This window comes from Arthrobacter sp. P1_B9 (genome assembly GCF_056406495.1).
This window is the reverse complement of sequence record NZ_JBFUAA010000001.1, coordinates 481,640-497,362: the sequence shown is the minus strand read 5'-3', so window position 1 is coordinate 497,362 and position 15,723 is coordinate 481,640. Positions and strand designations below refer to the sequence as shown.

The following is a 15,723-nucleotide window of genomic DNA, read 5'->3' as shown; positions in this document are numbered from 1 at the left end:
ATGGGAGTTAGTGGAAGAATTGGCCCATGGCTGAAGACAATCAGGGTACAGACACGCCCACCACCGCCCCCATCAACGTTCCGGACAAGCCCGCCCTGGAGGGGCTGGAAGAGGCGCTTACGCAGCGCTGGCTTGGCGAAGGGACCTACAAGTTCAACCCGGACACCACCCGGGAGCAGGTCTACTCGATCGACACTCCCCCGCCCACGGCATCGGGATCCCTCCACGTGGGACACATGTTCTCCTACACCCAGACCGACGTCCTGGCGCGCTATCAGCGCATGACCGGCAAGAACGTCTTCTACCCCATGGGCTGGGACGACAACGGCCTGCCCACCGAGCGCCGCGTGCAGAACTACTACGGGGTGCGCTGCGATCCCGCGATCGCCTACGACGCCGGCTACCGCCCCCCGGCCGAGCCCGCCAAGAACCAGCGCGACTTCGACGTCATCTCCCGCAAGAACTTCATCGAGCTGTGCGAGGAGCTCGCGGTCGAGGACGAGAAGGTCTTCGAGCACCTGTTCCAGACCCTGGGCCTGTCCGTGGACTGGGATCTGACCTACCGGACGATCGATGACAAGTCCCGCGCCATCTCGCAGCGCGCTTTCCTGGCCAACCTGGCCGCAGGCGACGCGTACATGGCCGAGGCCCCCACCCTGTGGGATGTCACGTTCCGCACCGCCGTGGCCCAGGCCGAGCTCGAAGACCGCGAAGTCGCTGGCGCCTACTACCGCTACCCCTTCTTCACCGAAGACGGCGAAAAGATCTTCATCGAAACCACCCGCCCCGAGCTGCTGGCCGCCTGCGCCGCGCTCGTGGCCAACCCCGACGACGAGCGCTACAAGCCGCTGTTCGGCAAGAAGGTCACCTCTCCCCTGTTCGGTGTCGAGGTAGAGGTCAAGGCCCACCCGCTGGCCAAGGCAGACAAGGGCTCCGGCGTCGCCATGGTCTGCACCTTCGGCGACCTCACCGACGTCACCTGGTGGCGCGAACTGCAGCTGCCCACCCGCGCGATCGTGGGCCGCGACGGCCGCATCATCGGCGAGACCCCGGAGTGGATCACCACCGAAGAAGGCCGCGCCAACTTCGCGGCCATCGCCGGCAAGACGGTGTTCAGTGCCAAGGAGTCCGTGGTGGAGCTCCTGGCCGCCGCGGAACTGCTTGACGGCGAGCCCAAGAAGATCATGCACCCGGTGAACTTCTTCGAGAAGGGCGACAAGCCCCTCGAGGTCGTCACCTCACGCCAGTGGTACATCCGCAACGGCGGACGCGACGAGGACCGGCGCGAACGGCTGATCGGCCGCGGCAACGAGATCGAGTTCCACCCCGCCTTCATGCGCTCCCGCTACGAGAACTGGATCTCGGGGCTCAACGGCGACTGGCTCGTGTCCCGCCAGCGCTTCTTCGGCGTGCCGGTACCGGTCTGGTACCCCCTGGATGCCGACGGCAACCCCGAATACGACGCACCGATCGTCCCGTCGGACGCGCAGCTGCCCGTGGACCCCGCGGCAGATGCGGCCCCCGGCTACGAGGAAGCCCAGCGCGACGTGCCCGGCGGCTTCACCGGCGACGCGGACGTCCTCGACACCTGGGCCACGTCCTCCCTGACCCCCCAGATTGTGGGCGGCTGGAGCACCGACGAGGCGCTCTTCGCCAAGGTCTACCCCTTCGACGTGCGCCCGCAGGGCCATGACATCATCCGGACCTGGCTGTTCTCCTCCGCCGTCCGCGCCGACGCGCTGCAGAAGACCGCACCGTGGAAGCACGCGGCCATCTCCGGCTGGATCCTGGACCCGGACCGGAAGAAGATGTCCAAGTCCAAGGGCAACGTCATTGTGCCCACGGATGTGCTGGAGGAGTACGGCTCCGACGCCGTGCGCTACTGGGCTGCCTCGGCCAAGCTCGGCGCTGACACCGCCTACGAGATCGCGCAGATGAAGATCGGCCGCCGCCTGGCCATCAAGCTGCTCAACGCCTCCAAGTTCGTCCTGAACCTGGGCGCCACCGAGGACTCGGTCGTCTCCGGCGACCTGTCCGTGCTGAGCAACCCCTTAGACCGGGCCGTCCTGGCCCAGCTCGCCGACGTCGTCGAGCAGGCGACCAAGGCATTCGAGGGCTACGACTACGCCCGGGCGCTGCAGATCACCGAGAGCTTCTTCTGGAACTTCACCGACGACTATGTGGAACTCATCAAGGACCGTGCCTACGGTGCGGCAGGCGAGGAGCAGCAGGCATCCGTGCTGGCCGCCCTCGCGACGAGCATGGACACCCTCCTGCGGCTCTTCGCGCCGTTCCTGCCGTTCGCCACGGAGGAAGTCTGGAGCTGGTGGCGCACCGGTTCCGTGCACCGCGCCCAGTGGCCCTCCGCCATCGCGGTCGACGGCGACACTACCCTCCTGGCCACGGTCGGCACCGCGCTCAGCGGCATTCGCAAGGCCAAGTCCGAGGCCAAGGTCAAGCAGCGCACCGAGGTGCTGTCCGCGACGATCACGGCCTCGGAATCCCTCACGACCCAGCTCAAGGCCGGCCTCGCCGACCTCAAGGCCGCGGCCAACGCCCGTGAACTGGCGCTTGTCGCCGGCGAGGGTGAACTGGCCGTCAGCGACGTCGTGCTGGCACCTGCCGAGCCGCCCGTCCAGGCGTAGTCTCCGGCGGAAACAACACGAAGGGGCCCTCGGCCCGGTTCAGAGAAGCAATTCTGATCCGGCGGGGCCCCTTCGGCGTCGCGGGGAGGCTCAGACCGCGAAGGACGTCTCGAAGTGCGTCAGCACCGGCGGGGCGGCCAGGAGTTCTGCCAGCCCGCTAGCGCCGTCGCCTGCGCGCCAGGCGCGATAGGCGGCGTCGTGTTCCATCGATACCCACTGTTCGACCACGAGAAAATGCGCCGGATCCGCGCTGTCGACCAGCACGTCGACCCCGAGGCAGCCGTCAAAGGCGCGCGTATCGGAGAGAATATCGCGGAGCACCGCGGGCGCCGTGGGCAGGGCTTCGGCTTTGACGTTCAAGTCGAGATGGGCTGTAACGGGCATGGCGCTCCAATGTTCGCAGGTGGGGACAGGACAAAACCGGGTACAACCGGGCGGGTTGCCCGGAGATCACGGCACGGGGACCGCTGCCCCGTCATTGGAAGCAACAGCCGGGCCGCCGGGCTTGTTCCTTCGGCCCGGAACCCGGGGCAGCTCAAGCAGATCTACCGCTGAGGCGTGAGGTCACCCGGCACGGGTGAGGCGCCGCACCTCACCGGGGGCACAGAATGAAGGTGCAGCGGTCCGTCGGATCGCCTCGAACCCCAAGAAGAAGCGGAGGTCATACGCATGACTGAGACACTCGATGAACTGGGGCCGGTCGACTGGATCGTCGTTGAATTCCCCGGACCCGATTTCGGCAAGGGCCAGATCGCCCCATTCCTGGAGGACCTGGTCCAGCGTGACCTCGTCAGGGTGCTCGACATGGTGTTCCTGAGGAAGATGGAGGACGGCACTCTCGAGACGGCGGAGATCTCCGATCTGGACCCGAGCGAGCTCGGCGAGGTGCGCACGGCCGAGGCCGACCTGGCCATGGTGCTCTCTGAGCAGGATGTCATGGACCTGGCCGAGACGATCGCGCCCGGCCACTCCGCCGCGGTGCTCGTCTGGGAGAACCTGTGGGCGGCCCCGTTCGGCACGGCAGTCCGTAAGGCCGGCGGCCAACTCGTGGCCAGCGGCCGGATCCCGACCCAGGCCGTCATCGCCGCCTTCCAGGCCGACGCCGAAGACCAGTCCCCTGAAGAAGCGATAGAAGGAGCCTGACATGCCACTGGCAGCACGACGCAGACGCAGGACCGCAGCCGCCGTCGGCGGGGCCGTTGTCGTCGCCCACGGGATCAACCGTCGCGGCGACCGGCGGGAAGACCGCCGTGACGACCGCGGCGACCGCCGGGAAGACCGCCGCGACTAACACCCGCGGCTGACCCCCGCGACTGACAACGCGGAGCCGGCCCCGGGCACCCGCAGGTGCGCATGACTCCTCCCGGGTCGTGCGCACCTGAACAATGCCCGCTCCCCCAACCGGGGAAGCGCCCCTGGACGGCGATCTGACGAATTTGGTCACACTGCTTTGGGCCGCACTGTTTTTGGGCAAGGTGTTTTTGGGCAAAGCAAAGTGTTTTTGGGCAAAGGGGAAGCCCCATCAGCGTTAGCCGTTGGTGGGGCTTCGACTTTTCGATTGTCACGTGACGTCATAGACAATCTGGCGGGATCCTTAGACTTTCAGGTCTTCCTACCTCGTCACTGGTAGCCATCATCTGACTTTGCCGAAGGCTGCGTCGGATGAGTGTCACTGAATCTTTGGTTCCTGCGTCCCTCTTCTTTCGAAGTGGGTAAGTTCCATTGTTGTCCTCCGGCCTGCTGTGCACAAGAGCCCCGGCAGAACTACATCGGAGTAGTTCTGCCGGGGCTCCCGGGAGGCCGGGCAGCGGCCCGGCCCGGCGTGTTCAGGCCTAGTTAAAGACCGGGCTTTCGGTACGGCTGCGCTTGATTTCGAAGAAGTACGGGAAGGATGCCAGGGTCACCGTGGCGTCCCAGATCTGTCCTGCTTCCTCGCCGCGCGGGATGCGCGTCAGGACCGGGCCGAAGAAGGCCGTGCCGTTGAAGGCGACGACGGGTGTGCCCACGTCCTGTCCGACCAGCGAGATGCCTGCCTCGTGGCTGGCGCGCAGCTTTGCATCGAATTCGTCGCTCTGGCCCGCGGCGGCAAGCTCGGCCGGCAGTCCGGCCTCGGCCAGCGACTTGGCGATGACCTCGTCAATGTCCTTGATGCCTTCGTTGTGGATCTTGGTGCCCATGGAGTCATAGAGCGCCTTGATGAATTCGGCACCGTGCTGTTCAGCGGCGGCGGTGATGACGCGGACCGGAGCCCACGCCTTCTTCATGAACTCGCGGTACTGCTCGGGCAGTTCCTCGCGGCCCTCATTGAGCACGGCGAGGCTCATGACATGCCACTCGGTCTTGATGTCGCGGACTTCTTCGACTTCACCGATCCAGCGGGAGGTGACCCAGGCGAAGGGGCACATCGGGTCGAACCAGAAGTCGGCTTTGTTGGTCATGGTTTCAGACACAGGTGTTCTCCTTAGGGAAGTCTGCGGGGAAAGCGCCGGCGCGGATCACGCACACGGCGCGCTAAAAATTACAGCGACCTTGGCCGCGTTAATATTCCGGATCAGGCGGATTTGCGCCGTTTGACCTCGTCGTGGGCGATCATCGTGGGCGTCGCCTTCTTGGTCACGACCTCTTCGGTGATCACGACGCTGGCGACGTCGTCGCGGCTGGGGAGGTCGAACATGACCGGGAGCAGGACTTCCTCCATGATGGCGCGCAGCCCCCGGGCCCCGGTGCCGCGCTCCAGCGCCTGGTCGGCAATGGTGTTGAGGGCCTCGTCCTCGAAGATGAGCTCGACGCCGTCGAGCTGGAACATCTTCTGGTACTGCTTGACGAGGGCATTCTTCGGCGTCGAGAGGATCTGGATGAGCGCGGCGCGGTCCAGGTTGGAGACGGTGGTGATGACGGGCAACCGGCCGATGAACTCCGGGATCAGCCCGAACTTGAGCAGGTCTTCCGGCATGACCTCGCCGTAGGAATCCGTGGTGTTCTTGACCTCGTTGAGCGGGGCGCCGAATCCGATGCCCTTGCGCCCGGACCGCGAACCGATGATGTCCTCGAGCCCCGCGAAGGCGCCGGCCACGATGAAGAGCACGTTGGTGGTGTCGATCTGGATGAATTCCTGGTGCGGGTGCTTGCGTCCGCCCTGCGGCGGGACCGAGGCCACCGTGCCCTCGAGGATTTTCAGGAGCGCCTGCTGCACGCCCTCCCCCGAGACGTCCCGGGTAATGGACGGATTCTCGCTCTTGCGTGAGATCTTGTCGATCTCATCGATGTAGATGATGCCCTGCTCGGCCTTTTTGACGTCGTAGTCGGCGGCCTGGATGAGTTTGAGGAGGATGTTTTCAACGTCCTCACCGACGTAGCCGGCTTCGGTCAGGGCCGTGGCGTCGGCGACGGCGAACGGGACGTTGAGGCGGCGGGCGAGGGTTTGGGCCAGATAGGTCTTGCCGCAGCCGGTGGGTCCGATCAGCAGGATGTTGGACTTGGCGATCTCGACGTCGTCGTGGTGCACGCCGTCGGCGAGGCTGCCGCTCTTCGGCGCGTGGCCGGCCTGGATCCGCTTGTAGTGGTTGTACACCGCGACGGCGAGCGAACGCTTGGCGGGTTCCTGGCCAATCACGTATTCCTGCAGGAAATCAAAGATTTCGCGGGGCTTGGGCAACTCGAAACTGCCCAGGTCAGCTACTTCCGCGAGTTCCTCTTCGATGATCTCGTTGCAGAGTTCGATGCACTCGTCGCAGATGTAGACGCCGGGCCCGGCAATGAGCTTGCGGACCTGCTTCTGGCTCTTTCCGCAGAAAGAACACTTCAGCAGATCTGTGCTCTCGCCAATCCGAGCCATGTGTGAACCCCTTTAGTAGCTTGCTGCTGGCTGTGACATGTTCCACTCTAGGTCACTTTGGGCCCGTTGGGTGGAAAGCGGACACCGGTGCGGCCAAGTAAAAATGCCGCACCGGCGCCGCGGATTGCTGATTAGCGCGCGATTGCCTGGGGCTTGATCTTGCGGGAATCGAGGACCTGGTCAATGAGGCCGTACTGCATGGCCTCGGCGGCCGTGAGGATCTTGTCCCGCTCGATGTCGTTGTTGACCTGTTCCGGCGTCCGGCCGGAGTGCTTGGCCAGCGTGTCCTCGAGCCAGGAGCGCATGCGCATGACCTCGGCGGCCTGGATCTCCAGGTCCGAGGCCTGCCCGCCCTGTCCGCCGGACAGCGAAGGCTGGTGGATCAGTACGCGGGCGTTCGGCAGTGCGAGGCGCTTGCCCGGCGTGCCGGCCGCGAGCAGCACGGCGGCGGCGCTGGCCGCCTGGCCGAGGCAGACGGTCTGGATCTCGGGCCGGATGTACGTCATGGTGTCGTAGATCGCGGTCATGGCGGTGAAGGAACCGCCAGGCGAGTTGATGTAGAGCGTGATGTCGCGGTCCGGGTCGGTGGACTCGAGCACCAGCAGCTGGGCCATGACGTCGTCGGCCGAGGCGTCGTCAACCTGGACGCCGAGGAAGATGATGCGGTCCTCGAACAGCTTGGTGTACGGGTCCTGGCGCTTGAAGCCGTAGGGGGTGCGCTCTTCGAACTGGGGCAGCACGTAGCGGCTGCTCGGCAGGTTGCCGGCAGTCGAACCGAAGTTGTAGTTCATGTTCATTGCTCCTGAATTCATTGCTGTCTACCTGCCGGTCAGTTCTCGGTGGCTGTCGCAGCGCCGCCGCTGTTCCCGGAGCCGTTGGCGTTGGTTCCGCCGCCGCCTGCCACGGATCCGGCGTGTGCGGCGATCTTGTCGAAGAAGCCGTATTCGAGGGCTTCCGGGGCCGTGAACCACTTGTCGCGGTCGTTGTCCTTGAGGATGGTGTCCACACTCTGGCCGGTCTGGTCCGCGGTCAGCTCGGCCATGACTTTCTTCATGTGCAGGATCAGCTCGGCCTGGATCTTGATGTCCGACGCCGTGCCGCCGATGCCGCCGGAGGGCTGGTGCATGAGGATGCGGGCGTTGGGGGTGGCGTAGCGCTTGCCCTTGGTGCCGGAGGAGAGCAGGAACTGGCCCATGGACGCGGCGAGGCCGGTGGCGACCGTGACAACATCGTTCGGGATGAACTGCATGGTGTCGTAGATGGCCATGCCGGCGGTGACGGAGCCGCCGGGTGAGTTGATGTAAAGGTAGATGTCCCTTTCAGGATTCTCCGCCGAGAGCAGCAGCAGCTGGGAGCAGATCGCGTTGGCGTTATCGTCGCGGACCTCGGAGCCGAGCCAGATGATGCGCTCTTTCAGCAGGCGGTTGTAAATGTAGTTATCCTGGGCTGCCGGATCGACCGTGGCCATCCGGGGTGTCCCTGCTTGCTGTGACATATGTACTTACCTCTCGCTGGCGACGGTGACGCCACTGGACGACATCACTGAACTTTCCTACAGCGACACTAACCGTTTTCACGCCCGCTTTGTTCGCTGGCGCCGGGCTGTTCGCTGACGGCGCACGATTGCCGGGACCCCGCGCGCCGGGTCCTGGATGCGGGCCCTTCCCGGCTCCCGAACAGACCGTGCCGGCCGGGCATGGCCGCAGGCGGGGGCTTAAAACAGACGGCCCCCGGATCGGTGATCCGGGGGCCGACTGTTCTAAGTCTCAGTGACTGCTAGAACTTCACTGCTGCGGGGTCATCGCTCGGCGTGGCCTCGGTGCTGGCTTCTGCCGAAGCCGCTTCGTCCTCAACGGTCTCGGCGGCCGGGGCGGCTTCGTCGCCGGGGCGGACGAAGTCGCTCAGGTCAACCTTGTTGCCCTCGGAGTCGGTGACCTCGGCCTGGCCCAGCACGACGGCCAGTGCCTTGCGGCGGCGGACCTCGGAAACCATCATGGGCACCTGGCCGCTCTGATCGATGATCTGGGCGAACTGGTTCGGATCCATGCCGTACTGGCTGGCGGTGGTGACGATGTAGTCGATCAGCTCGTTCTGGCTGACGTTGACTTCTTCCTTCTCCGCGATGGCGTCGAGGATGATCTCGTTCTGGAAGGCGCGCTCGGTGTTGGCCTTGACCTCGGCGCGGTGCTCCTCGGTGTCGTGCTCGCCTTCACCGTGGGCGTTTTCGGCGTTGAAGTGCTGCTCGAGCTGCTCTTCGACGATCGACGCCGGGACGGGAACCTCGACGAGCTCAACGAGCTTGTCCAGGACCTTGTCGCGGGCCTCGACGCCCTGGTCAACAATCTTGGACTCGGCGGCCTGCTTGGCGAGGTCCTCACGGAGTTCGGCGAGGGTGTCGAATTCGCTGGCGAGCTGGGCGAAGTCGTCGTCGGCGACGGGGAGCTCGCGCTCCTTGACGGCCTTGACGGTGACCTTGACCTGAGCGGACTCGCCGGCGTGCTCGCCGCCGACCAGCGTGGTGTCAAAGATGGCGTCCTCGTCGGCGCTGAGGCCGGTGACGGCCTCGTCGAGGCCTTCGAGCATGGTGCCGGCGCCAACCTGGTAGGACAGGCCGGAAGCGGAGTCAACATCGGCGCCGTCGATCGAGGCTGCGATGTCGATCGTCAGGAAGTCGCCATCGGCGGCCGGGCGGTCCACGGACTTCAGCGTGCCGAAGCGGCCGCGGAGCTCGTCCAGGGCCTTGTCGACGTCGGCGTCGGAGGACTCGGCGGCGGCGACCTCAACCTTGATGCCGGCGTAGTCGGGCAGTTCGATTTCGGGGCGGATGTCAACCTCGGCGTGGAACTTGAGCTCGCCGTCGGTGGCGGACGGGTCCGGAACCTCGGTGATCTCGACCTCGGGACGGCTCAGCGGGCGGATGCCGGTTTCCTGCACGGCGGCCTGGTACCAGCCGTTGAGGCCTTCGTTGATGGCCGTCTCCAGGACGTAGCCGCGGCCAACGCGCTGGTCAATGAGCTTGGAGGGGACCTTGCCCTTGCGGAAACCGGGGACCTGGATCTGCGAAGCAACAGTCTTGTATGCCTCTGCGATGCTGGGCTTCAATTCCTCAAAGGGGACCTCAACATTGAGCTTGACCCGCGTGGGGGTGAGGTTCTCGACAGCGCTCTTCACAGTCTAAGTACTCCTGGTGTGGGGGGTATGGGGTTCTGCATTGCCACGTGCTGGCAGTGCTTGCAGAGTCGGGGTGACAGGATTTGAACCTGCGACTTCCTGCTCCCAAAGCAGGCGCTCTAGCCAAGCTGAGCTACACCCCGTAAGTGCACAGAACAGTCTACGGTCATACTGTGCCGATTTGCACATTTGACACCGGGGCCTTGAATTGGGTTTAGTTGTATCCGGCTTGAACAGCCGCCCGGAAGTTTTGCTGGAGTTCCAGTGAGATCCCCGGGGACGTAGCTTAATGGTAAAGCCTCAGTCTTCCAAACTGATTACGCGGGTTCGATTCCCGTCGTCCCCTCAGAAATATGACGAAAAAGCCCCTCTCCGGAGGGGCTTTTTTCGTTCCCCTCCGGGCCCCGGCGGACGGAGCTTGGAAGGGCAGGCGTGCAAGGGCAGGCGTGGAACGGCAGGCGTACCGGCTCAGGCCTGCTGGCAGGCCGGGCACCAGTAAAGCTTCCTGGCGCCGAGCTGGGTCAGCGCCACCGGCGTTCCGCAGTCCCTGCAGCCGAGTCCGTGCCGCCGGTAGACGAAGTGGGCCTCGTCCGGGGCCGGCAGGACGCCGCGGGATATGCCGGCTCCGGCCCCGTTCCAGTACTGCGGCGGCGTCGTGATGATCCGGCCGTCCCGGACGCCGTCGGTCATCATGGCCGCGGTGTCGTCCCAGAGCCGGCGGGCCGCGTCCGGTGACAGTTCGGCGCCGGGCAGCCAGGGGTTGAGCCGCTGCCGGAACAGGAGTTCGGCCCGGTAGACGTTCCCGACGCCGGCAATCACCTTTTGGTCCATCAGCAGGGCCGCCAGCGGTGTGCGTTTGGCCGCCACGCTGGCGCTGAAGGTGTCCCGGTCTCCCGGAAGGTTCCGCAGCGGGTCCGGGCCGAGCCGCGCCAGTACGGCCGCCGCTTCCGCGTCCGTGATCGCCTCGCACGTGGTCGCGCCGCGGAGATCGGCCCAGCCGTGCGCGCCGGCGAGCCGGACGCGGACGGCACCGACCGGCGCGGGCGGGCCCTCATATGCGGCCAGCCCGGCCGCCTCAGCGTCGTCGTAGACTTCCCGCTCCCCCACCTTCCGGGGCGCGCCAATGCTGGAGGCGCCGCGGAAGGTGGCGTCACCGCCGAAATCCCAGGCGCCATAGAGGCCCAGGTGGACATGCAGGAGAAGCCCGTGCCCGAACTCCAGGAAGAGGTGCTTCCCGTGCGCCACGGAACTGACGAGGGTGTGGCCGTCCAGCAGCGCCGCGCCCTGGGCAAACCGGCCCTGCGGACTGGAGACCGCGAGCCGCTCCCCCGCGAAGACGTCCCCGAACTGGCGGGCCAGCCGGTGGACGGAATGCCCCTCCGGCACTAGTCGATGACCTCGCCGGTGCGCTCGTACGTGGCGATCTTGCCGATCCGGCGGACGTGGCGCTCATCGTTGCTGAAGGGTTCGGCCAGGAACGCCTCGATGATTTCCGTGGCCTCGTCGACGCTGTGCTGGCGGCCGCCGACGGCGACGACGTTGGCGTCGTTGTGCTCACGTGCCAGCTGGGCGGTGGACAGGTTCCAGGCCAGCGCGGCGCGGACGCCCTTGACCTTGTTGGCGGCGATCTGCTCGCCATTGCCAGAGCCGCCGAGGACTATGCCGAGGGCGTGGGTTCCGGCCTCCTGGTCCGCGACGACGGCGAGGGCGGCGTTGATGCAGAACGACGGGTAGTCATCCAGGGCGTCGTAGACCTTCGGTCCGTGGTCCACCACCTCATAGCCCTTGGCGCCGAGGTGGCTGACCAGGTGGGCGCTGAGCTCCATTCCGGCGTGGTCGGTGGCAATGTGCACGCGGGGCAGGTCAGAAATGGTCACGGCTGTTCCGTTCGGTTGCGGCGCCGGGCGGCGGCCGGGGCGGTTGGGGTCTGGTCCAAGCCTACTAGGCCGGGCCTCCCGGGACCTTGCTGCAGCCCGCCGAACCCCTCACTGGACGGTCGTGTTACACAGGCCCGGCACGCCGTCGTACTCCGCCGTCCTGCTCCACCGTCCTACTCCACCGGGGACCGACACCGCCGTGCTACACGGCCGTGCTACACGGCGGTGGTCCCGCCGTTCCGCCGGGCCCTGTCCGCCACCCGGGACAGCGTTTGGGCGATATTGTCCGCCGCGGTGGCACTGCCGCCGCTCACCGCCAGCCGGCGCCCGTCCGAGCGGTCGATGACCACCGCGGGGCCGCTGCTGACCAGCATCGCGGTGGTGTTGCCATGGGTCCGGTAGCCCCACCCGCCATAGTCCGCCGCCGTGACGTCCCTGGGCGTCGCGGCGTCGATGGCCGCGGCCGGAACTTCCATGACCCGGACGAAGCCTGCCGCGAAGACGTGCAGGCCGCCGCGGTCGACCCGGATCCGGGCCACCAGGAACGCCGCGGCCACCAGGGCCGCCGCCACCAGGAGGACAGATAGCCACGGCACGGCGACGGTCAGGAGGGCGGCCGGCAGAAGCGTTGCGATGCCGAGCATGACGAAGATGGAGCTGCGGGCGTGGACCCAGAGGCTGACCCGGTCCCTGGCCAAATCCGGATCCTGTTCACGCTCGAGCGCCTGCCGGACGGCGACGTCGTCATCAACGGACCAGCGCTCGTCGGCCTTGAAGACAAAACCCATCACAACGCCCAGGCCGAGGGCCGCGCCGCTGCCGAGAGCCAGGACCGAGGCGTCCACATGGGATCCCCGCGCATCGGGCAGGCCCAGCTGGCCCACAAGCACGGCGGCAAGGACTGTGGTGACGAACAGGCTCATGGACAGGCCGGCGCCCATCATGATGCGGCGCATCATCGCGGGGCGCGACAGCGGCACGGCCTGCAGCAGCACGGCCCAGCCAATCACCACGATCAGCGAGGCTCCGGCTCCCGCGACCGTCACGAACGGCGCGAAGTCGGCGGCACCGGCGGCGGTCCAGCGGACGGCCAGCGGCTCGGGCAGATCCGGGCGTACCAGAAGCGCACACACCACGAATCCTGCCGCCAGCATCAGGGGGAAACCGATGGCAAAGCGCAGCGCCCTGGCATCGACGGAGTCACGGATCTTTCCCATGCTCCAACGCTACCGCGGACGCCCCTTGATGGATCTGGGGACGTGCGCGCAGGTCAGGAGGTGGACGGGAAGCAAATGTGGGATCAGGCACGTAGTCCGGCGCCCGGACCTCGCCACGAGCAAGAAGAGACCGCCGGGGCAACGTCAACGTGGCCGCCCCAACCGCACCCATCTGACACGAATGGCCGCCAAGGGCATCGGCTAAGCGGCCATTCGTGGCAAATCGTGGGGCTGGATGCAGAGGCCTTGGGGCCGGTTGTGACCGGGCTAACTTGCCAAGGGCCGCTAACGTGAAAGAATAATTTCACAGTATCGCCGGCGACCGCGGCCGCGGCCGGCCGGCAGTATCCATCTTCTTCTGGAGGCCCCTTTGCCCGGTATGAACCTGACCCGCGCCGAAGCCCGCGAGCGCGCCGCCCTGATCGACGTCGACTCCTACGAGGTCAGCCTGGACCTGACCCGCGGCGAGAAGGTCTTCGGCTCCACCACGGCCGTGAAGTTCCGGGCCAAGCCGGGCTCGTCGACCTTCATCGACGCCGTCACCCACGCCGTGCACAGCGTGAGCCTCAACGGCCGTGAACTGGATCCGGCCGAGGTCTCCGACGGCGTCCGGATCCAGCTCCCGGACCTCGCGGCCGAGAACCACCTGCTGGTGGTCGCCGACGCCCCGTACATGAACACCGGTGAAGGCCTGCACCGCTTCGTGGATCCGGTGGACAACGAGGTCTACCTGTACACCCAGTTCGAGGTCCCGGATTCGCGGCGCATGTTCGCCGTCTTCGAACAGCCCGACCTGAAGGCCAGCTTCACGTTCACCGTCACCGCCCCCTCGCACTGGGATGTCGTGTCCAACTCCCCCACCCCGGTGCCGGTGGAGACCATCCCCGGCGCGGATGGGGGCGCCCGCTCTGTCTGGGAGTTCACGCCGACACCGCGGCTGTCCTCCTATGTCACCGCGCTGATCGCCGGGCCGTACCAGTCGGTGCGCAGCGAGGTCACGTCGGCGGCGGGCAAGGTCACCCCGCTGGGCATCTTCGCCCGCAAGTCGCTCATGCAGTACCTCGATGCGGACAACATCTTCGAGCTCACCCGGCAGGGCTTCGAGTTCTTCGAGGCCCAGTTCGGCTGCCCGTACCCGTTCGAGAAGTACGACCAGCTCTTCGTGCCGGAGTTCAACGCCGGCGCCATGGAGAACGCCGGGGCCGTCACCATCCTGGAAGGCTACGTCTTCCGCGGCAAGGTCACCGACGCCCAGGTGGAACGCCGCGCCATCACCGTGCTGCACGAGCTCGCGCACATGTGGTTCGGCGACCTCGTCACCATGCGCTGGTGGAACGACCTCTGGCTCAACGAGTCCTTCGCCGAATACATGTCCCACCTGGCCGCCGTCGAGAACACCGAGTTCGGCCACGCCTGGACCACGTTCGCCTCCGTGGAGAAGTCCTGGGCCTACCGGCAGGATCAGCTGCCCACCACGCACCCGATCTTCGCCGAGATCAACGACCTCCAGGACGTCGAGGTGAACTTCGACGGGATCACCTACGCCAAGGGCGCGTCGGTGCTGCGCCAGCTCGTCGCCTGGGTGGGCCCGGAGCAATTCATGTCCGGGGTGCGGGAGTACTTCAGCAAGCACGCCTGGCAGAACACCGAGCTCAGCGACCTCATGGCCGAACTCGAGAAGGCCAGCGGCCGCGACCTGGAACGGTGGGGGCAGCTCTGGCTGGAGACCGCCGGCGTGAACACCCTGACACCGGAAATCTCGGCGGCCGCGGACGGCACCATCGAGTCCTTCGCCATCGTGCAGTCGGCGATCGAGAGCGAACCGACCCTGCGCCCGCACCGCCTCGCGGTCGGCTTCTACAACCTCAACGGGGCCGGCAAGCTGGAGCGGGTGCACCGCGAGGAGCTCGACGTCGACGGCGAGCGCACCGAAGTTCCGGCCCTGGCCGGCCTGGCCCAGCCGGACCTGATCCTGCTCAATGACGACGACCTCGCCTATGCCAAGGTGCGCCTGGATCCGAAGTCCCTCGCCACCGCAACGGCGCACCTGAAGGACTTCAGCCAGAGCCTCCCCCGCACGCTCGTGTGGGGCTCGGCCTGGGATGCGGCGCGCGACGGCGAGTCCCCGGCCCGCGGGTACGTGGAGCTGATCCTCGCCAACATTGCCGAGGAATCCGATTCCTCCGTGATCCTGGTCCAGCTCCGGCAGCTGGCCACCACGCTGACCTTCTACGTGGCCGGGGAGCACCAGGAGGCGACCGCCGTCGCCGCGGCCGACAAGCTCTGGGAGCTCGCCTCGGCGGTGCCGGCCGGCTCGGACGCCCAGCTCCAGTTCGTGAAGTCCTACGCCCTGCTGGCCCGCAGCGCCGGGCAGCTGGACACGGTCTCCGGGCTGCTGGACGGCTCACTTTCCCTCGATGGGCTGAGCGTGGACCAGGACCTGCGGTGGGAGCTGCTGGCCTCCCTCGTGGCCGGCGGCCGCGCCGGGCAGGAGCGGATCGACGAGGAACTGGAGCACGACAACACCTCCAACGGCCAGAACGCGGCGGCCCTGGCCACGGCCGCCATCCCCACCCCGGAGGCCAAGGCCGCGGCCTGGGAATCGATTGTGGTCAAGGGCGATCTGTCCAACGCCCTGCAGGGCTCCGCGGTGACCGGCTTTACCCGGGTCCTGGACACGTCCCTGCTCGAGCCGTACGCCGAGAAGTACTTCGAGGCCGTCCCCGGCATCATGGCAAGCCGCACCCACGCGCTGGCCTCGCAGATCGTCGTCGGGCTCTACCCGGCCCAGCTGACCACGCAGGCCACGGTGGACCGCACGGATGAGTTCCTGGCCTCGCTGCCGGAGGACAGTTCGGCGCTGCGCCGGATGATGCTGGAGAACCGCGACGGCGTTGCCCGCGCCCTGCGCGCCCGCCAGGCCGACGTCGGCTAACGACCAAGGCACCGGACCCCCGGCAAGCCTGGAACCCCGGTGC

The 15,723-nt window shown here is 66.7% G+C and carries 13 protein-coding genes and 2 tRNA genes; 5 read left to right on the top strand and 10 right to left on the bottom strand.

The annotated features are described in order from the left end of the window. Positions 1-26 precede the first annotated feature (26 nt). Positions 27-2,645 (top strand): valine--tRNA ligase, encoded by a 2,619-nt coding sequence (gene valS, locus AC1D1A_RS02165; RefSeq protein ID WP_476947031.1) that lies wholly within the window; start codon positions 27-29, stop codon positions 2,643-2,645. Between the two features lie 90 nt (positions 2,646-2,735). On the opposite strand, the gene AC1D1A_RS02160 is transcribed toward valS, so the two are convergent. Continuing rightward, on the bottom strand, positions 2,736-3,029 hold the full coding sequence (locus AC1D1A_RS02160; RefSeq protein WP_290370347.1) for a putative quinol monooxygenase: 294 nt from the start codon (positions 3,027-3,029) through the stop codon (positions 2,736-2,738). 285 nt (positions 3,030-3,314) lie between these two features. Between AC1D1A_RS02160 and AC1D1A_RS02155 the strand changes: the two genes are divergently transcribed. Together AC1D1A_RS02155 and AC1D1A_RS02150 are read left to right on the top strand one after the other, a co-directional pair. Then, positions 3,315-3,788, top strand: a complete 474-nt coding sequence (locus tag AC1D1A_RS02155) for a DUF6325 family protein (protein WP_243177222.1) — start codon at positions 3,315-3,317, stop codon at positions 3,786-3,788. 1 nt (position 3,789) lies between these two features. Next, positions 3,790-3,936, top strand: coding sequence for a hypothetical protein (locus AC1D1A_RS02150; RefSeq protein ID WP_155855732.1), 147 nt, complete (start codon positions 3,790-3,792; stop codon positions 3,934-3,936). A gap of 541 nt (positions 3,937-4,477) precedes the next feature. Here AC1D1A_RS02150 and AC1D1A_RS02145 read toward each other — a convergent pair. From AC1D1A_RS02145 to AC1D1A_RS02120, 6 genes are all read right to left on the bottom strand, one after another. Then, the gene (locus AC1D1A_RS02145; protein WP_459386006.1) at positions 4,478-5,083 is read right to left on the bottom strand and encodes a mycothiol-dependent nitroreductase Rv2466c family protein; all 606 of its coding nucleotides are present in this window, start codon (positions 5,081-5,083) and stop codon (positions 4,478-4,480) included. 113 nt (positions 5,084-5,196) lie between these two features. Then, the gene (gene clpX, locus AC1D1A_RS02140; protein WP_476856918.1) at positions 5,197-6,480 is read right to left on the bottom strand and encodes an ATP-dependent Clp protease ATP-binding subunit ClpX; all 1,284 of its coding nucleotides are present in this window, start codon (positions 6,478-6,480) and stop codon (positions 5,197-5,199) included. Between the two features lie 131 nt (positions 6,481-6,611). Next, a complete protein-coding gene (locus tag AC1D1A_RS02135; protein ID WP_026266422.1) occupies positions 6,612-7,271 on the bottom strand; it encodes an ATP-dependent Clp protease proteolytic subunit in 660 nt (219 codons plus the stop codon). Between the two features lie 38 nt (positions 7,272-7,309). Further along, entirely contained in the window at positions 7,310-7,948 is a 639-nt protein-coding gene (locus AC1D1A_RS02130) for an ATP-dependent Clp protease proteolytic subunit (protein WP_028277848.1), read from the bottom strand. A gap of 308 nt (positions 7,949-8,256) precedes the next feature. Continuing rightward, a complete protein-coding gene (gene tig / locus AC1D1A_RS02125; protein ID WP_476850146.1) occupies positions 8,257-9,651 on the bottom strand; it encodes a trigger factor in 1,395 nt (464 codons plus the stop codon). 68 nt (positions 9,652-9,719) lie between these two features. Beyond that, a tRNA-Pro gene (locus AC1D1A_RS02120) sits at positions 9,720-9,794 on the bottom strand. 132 nt (positions 9,795-9,926) lie between these two features. On the opposite strand from AC1D1A_RS02120, the gene AC1D1A_RS02115 reads away from it, so the two are divergent. Then, positions 9,927-9,997: transfer RNA gene (locus AC1D1A_RS02115), tRNA-Gly, on the top strand. A 122-nt stretch (positions 9,998-10,119) separates the two neighbouring features. Here AC1D1A_RS02115 and AC1D1A_RS02110 read toward each other — a convergent pair. The 3 genes from AC1D1A_RS02110 to AC1D1A_RS02100 all read right to left on the bottom strand — a co-directional run bounded on the left by AC1D1A_RS02110 (position 10,120) and on the right by AC1D1A_RS02100 (position 12,745). Next, positions 10,120-11,037, bottom strand: coding sequence for an Fpg/Nei family DNA glycosylase (locus AC1D1A_RS02110; RefSeq protein WP_476947030.1), 918 nt, complete (start codon positions 11,035-11,037; stop codon positions 10,120-10,122). Further along, complete coding sequence (locus AC1D1A_RS02105; protein WP_290370304.1) at positions 11,037-11,528, bottom strand: ribose-5-phosphate isomerase; 492 nt, start codon at positions 11,526-11,528, stop codon at positions 11,037-11,039. The genes AC1D1A_RS02110 and AC1D1A_RS02105 overlap by 1 nt, the downstream gene beginning before the upstream one ends. Positions 11,529-11,743: 215 nt before the next feature. After that, positions 11,744-12,745 (bottom strand): hypothetical protein, encoded by a 1,002-nt coding sequence (locus AC1D1A_RS02100; RefSeq protein WP_230009138.1) that lies wholly within the window; start codon positions 12,743-12,745, stop codon positions 11,744-11,746. A gap of 379 nt (positions 12,746-13,124) precedes the next feature. On the opposite strand from AC1D1A_RS02100, the gene pepN reads away from it, so the two are divergent. Further along, the gene (gene pepN / locus AC1D1A_RS02095; RefSeq protein WP_476947069.1) at positions 13,125-15,680 is read left to right on the top strand and encodes an aminopeptidase N; all 2,556 of its coding nucleotides are present in this window, start codon (positions 13,125-13,127) and stop codon (positions 15,678-15,680) included. Positions 15,681-15,723: the final 43 nt, after the last annotated feature.

Excerpts from the sequence above, each read along its gene's own strand:
- valS (WP_476947031.1), top strand. The coding sequence starts at position 27 with ATGGCTGAAGACAATCAGGGTACAGACACGCCCACCACCGCCCCCATC.
- clpX (WP_476856918.1), bottom strand. The coding sequence starts at position 6,480 with ATGGCTCGGATTGGCGAGAGCACAGATCTGCTGAAGTGTTCTTTCTGC.
- AC1D1A_RS02100 (WP_230009138.1), bottom strand. The coding sequence starts at position 12,745 with ATGGGAAAGATCCGTGACTCCGTCGATGCCAGGGCGCTGCGCTTTGCC.
- AC1D1A_RS02145 (WP_459386006.1), bottom strand. The coding sequence starts at position 5,083 with ATGACCAACAAAGCCGACTTCTGGTTCGACCCGATGTGCCCCTTCGCC.
- AC1D1A_RS02130 (WP_028277848.1), bottom strand. The coding sequence starts at position 7,948 with ATGGCCACGGTCGATCCGGCAGCCCAGGATAACTACATTTACAACCGC.
- AC1D1A_RS02160 (WP_290370347.1), bottom strand. The coding sequence starts at position 3,029 with ATGCCCGTTACAGCCCATCTCGACTTGAACGTCAAAGCCGAAGCCCTG.
- pepN (WP_476947069.1), top strand. The coding sequence starts at position 13,125 with ATGAACCTGACCCGCGCCGAAGCCCGCGAGCGCGCCGCCCTGATCGAC.
- AC1D1A_RS02150 (WP_155855732.1), top strand. The coding sequence starts at position 3,790 with ATGCCACTGGCAGCACGACGCAGACGCAGGACCGCAGCCGCCGTCGGC.
- AC1D1A_RS02155 (WP_243177222.1), top strand. The coding sequence starts at position 3,315 with ATGACTGAGACACTCGATGAACTGGGGCCGGTCGACTGGATCGTCGTT.
- AC1D1A_RS02135 (WP_026266422.1), bottom strand. The coding sequence starts at position 7,271 with ATGAACTACAACTTCGGTTCGACTGCCGGCAACCTGCCGAGCAGCCGC.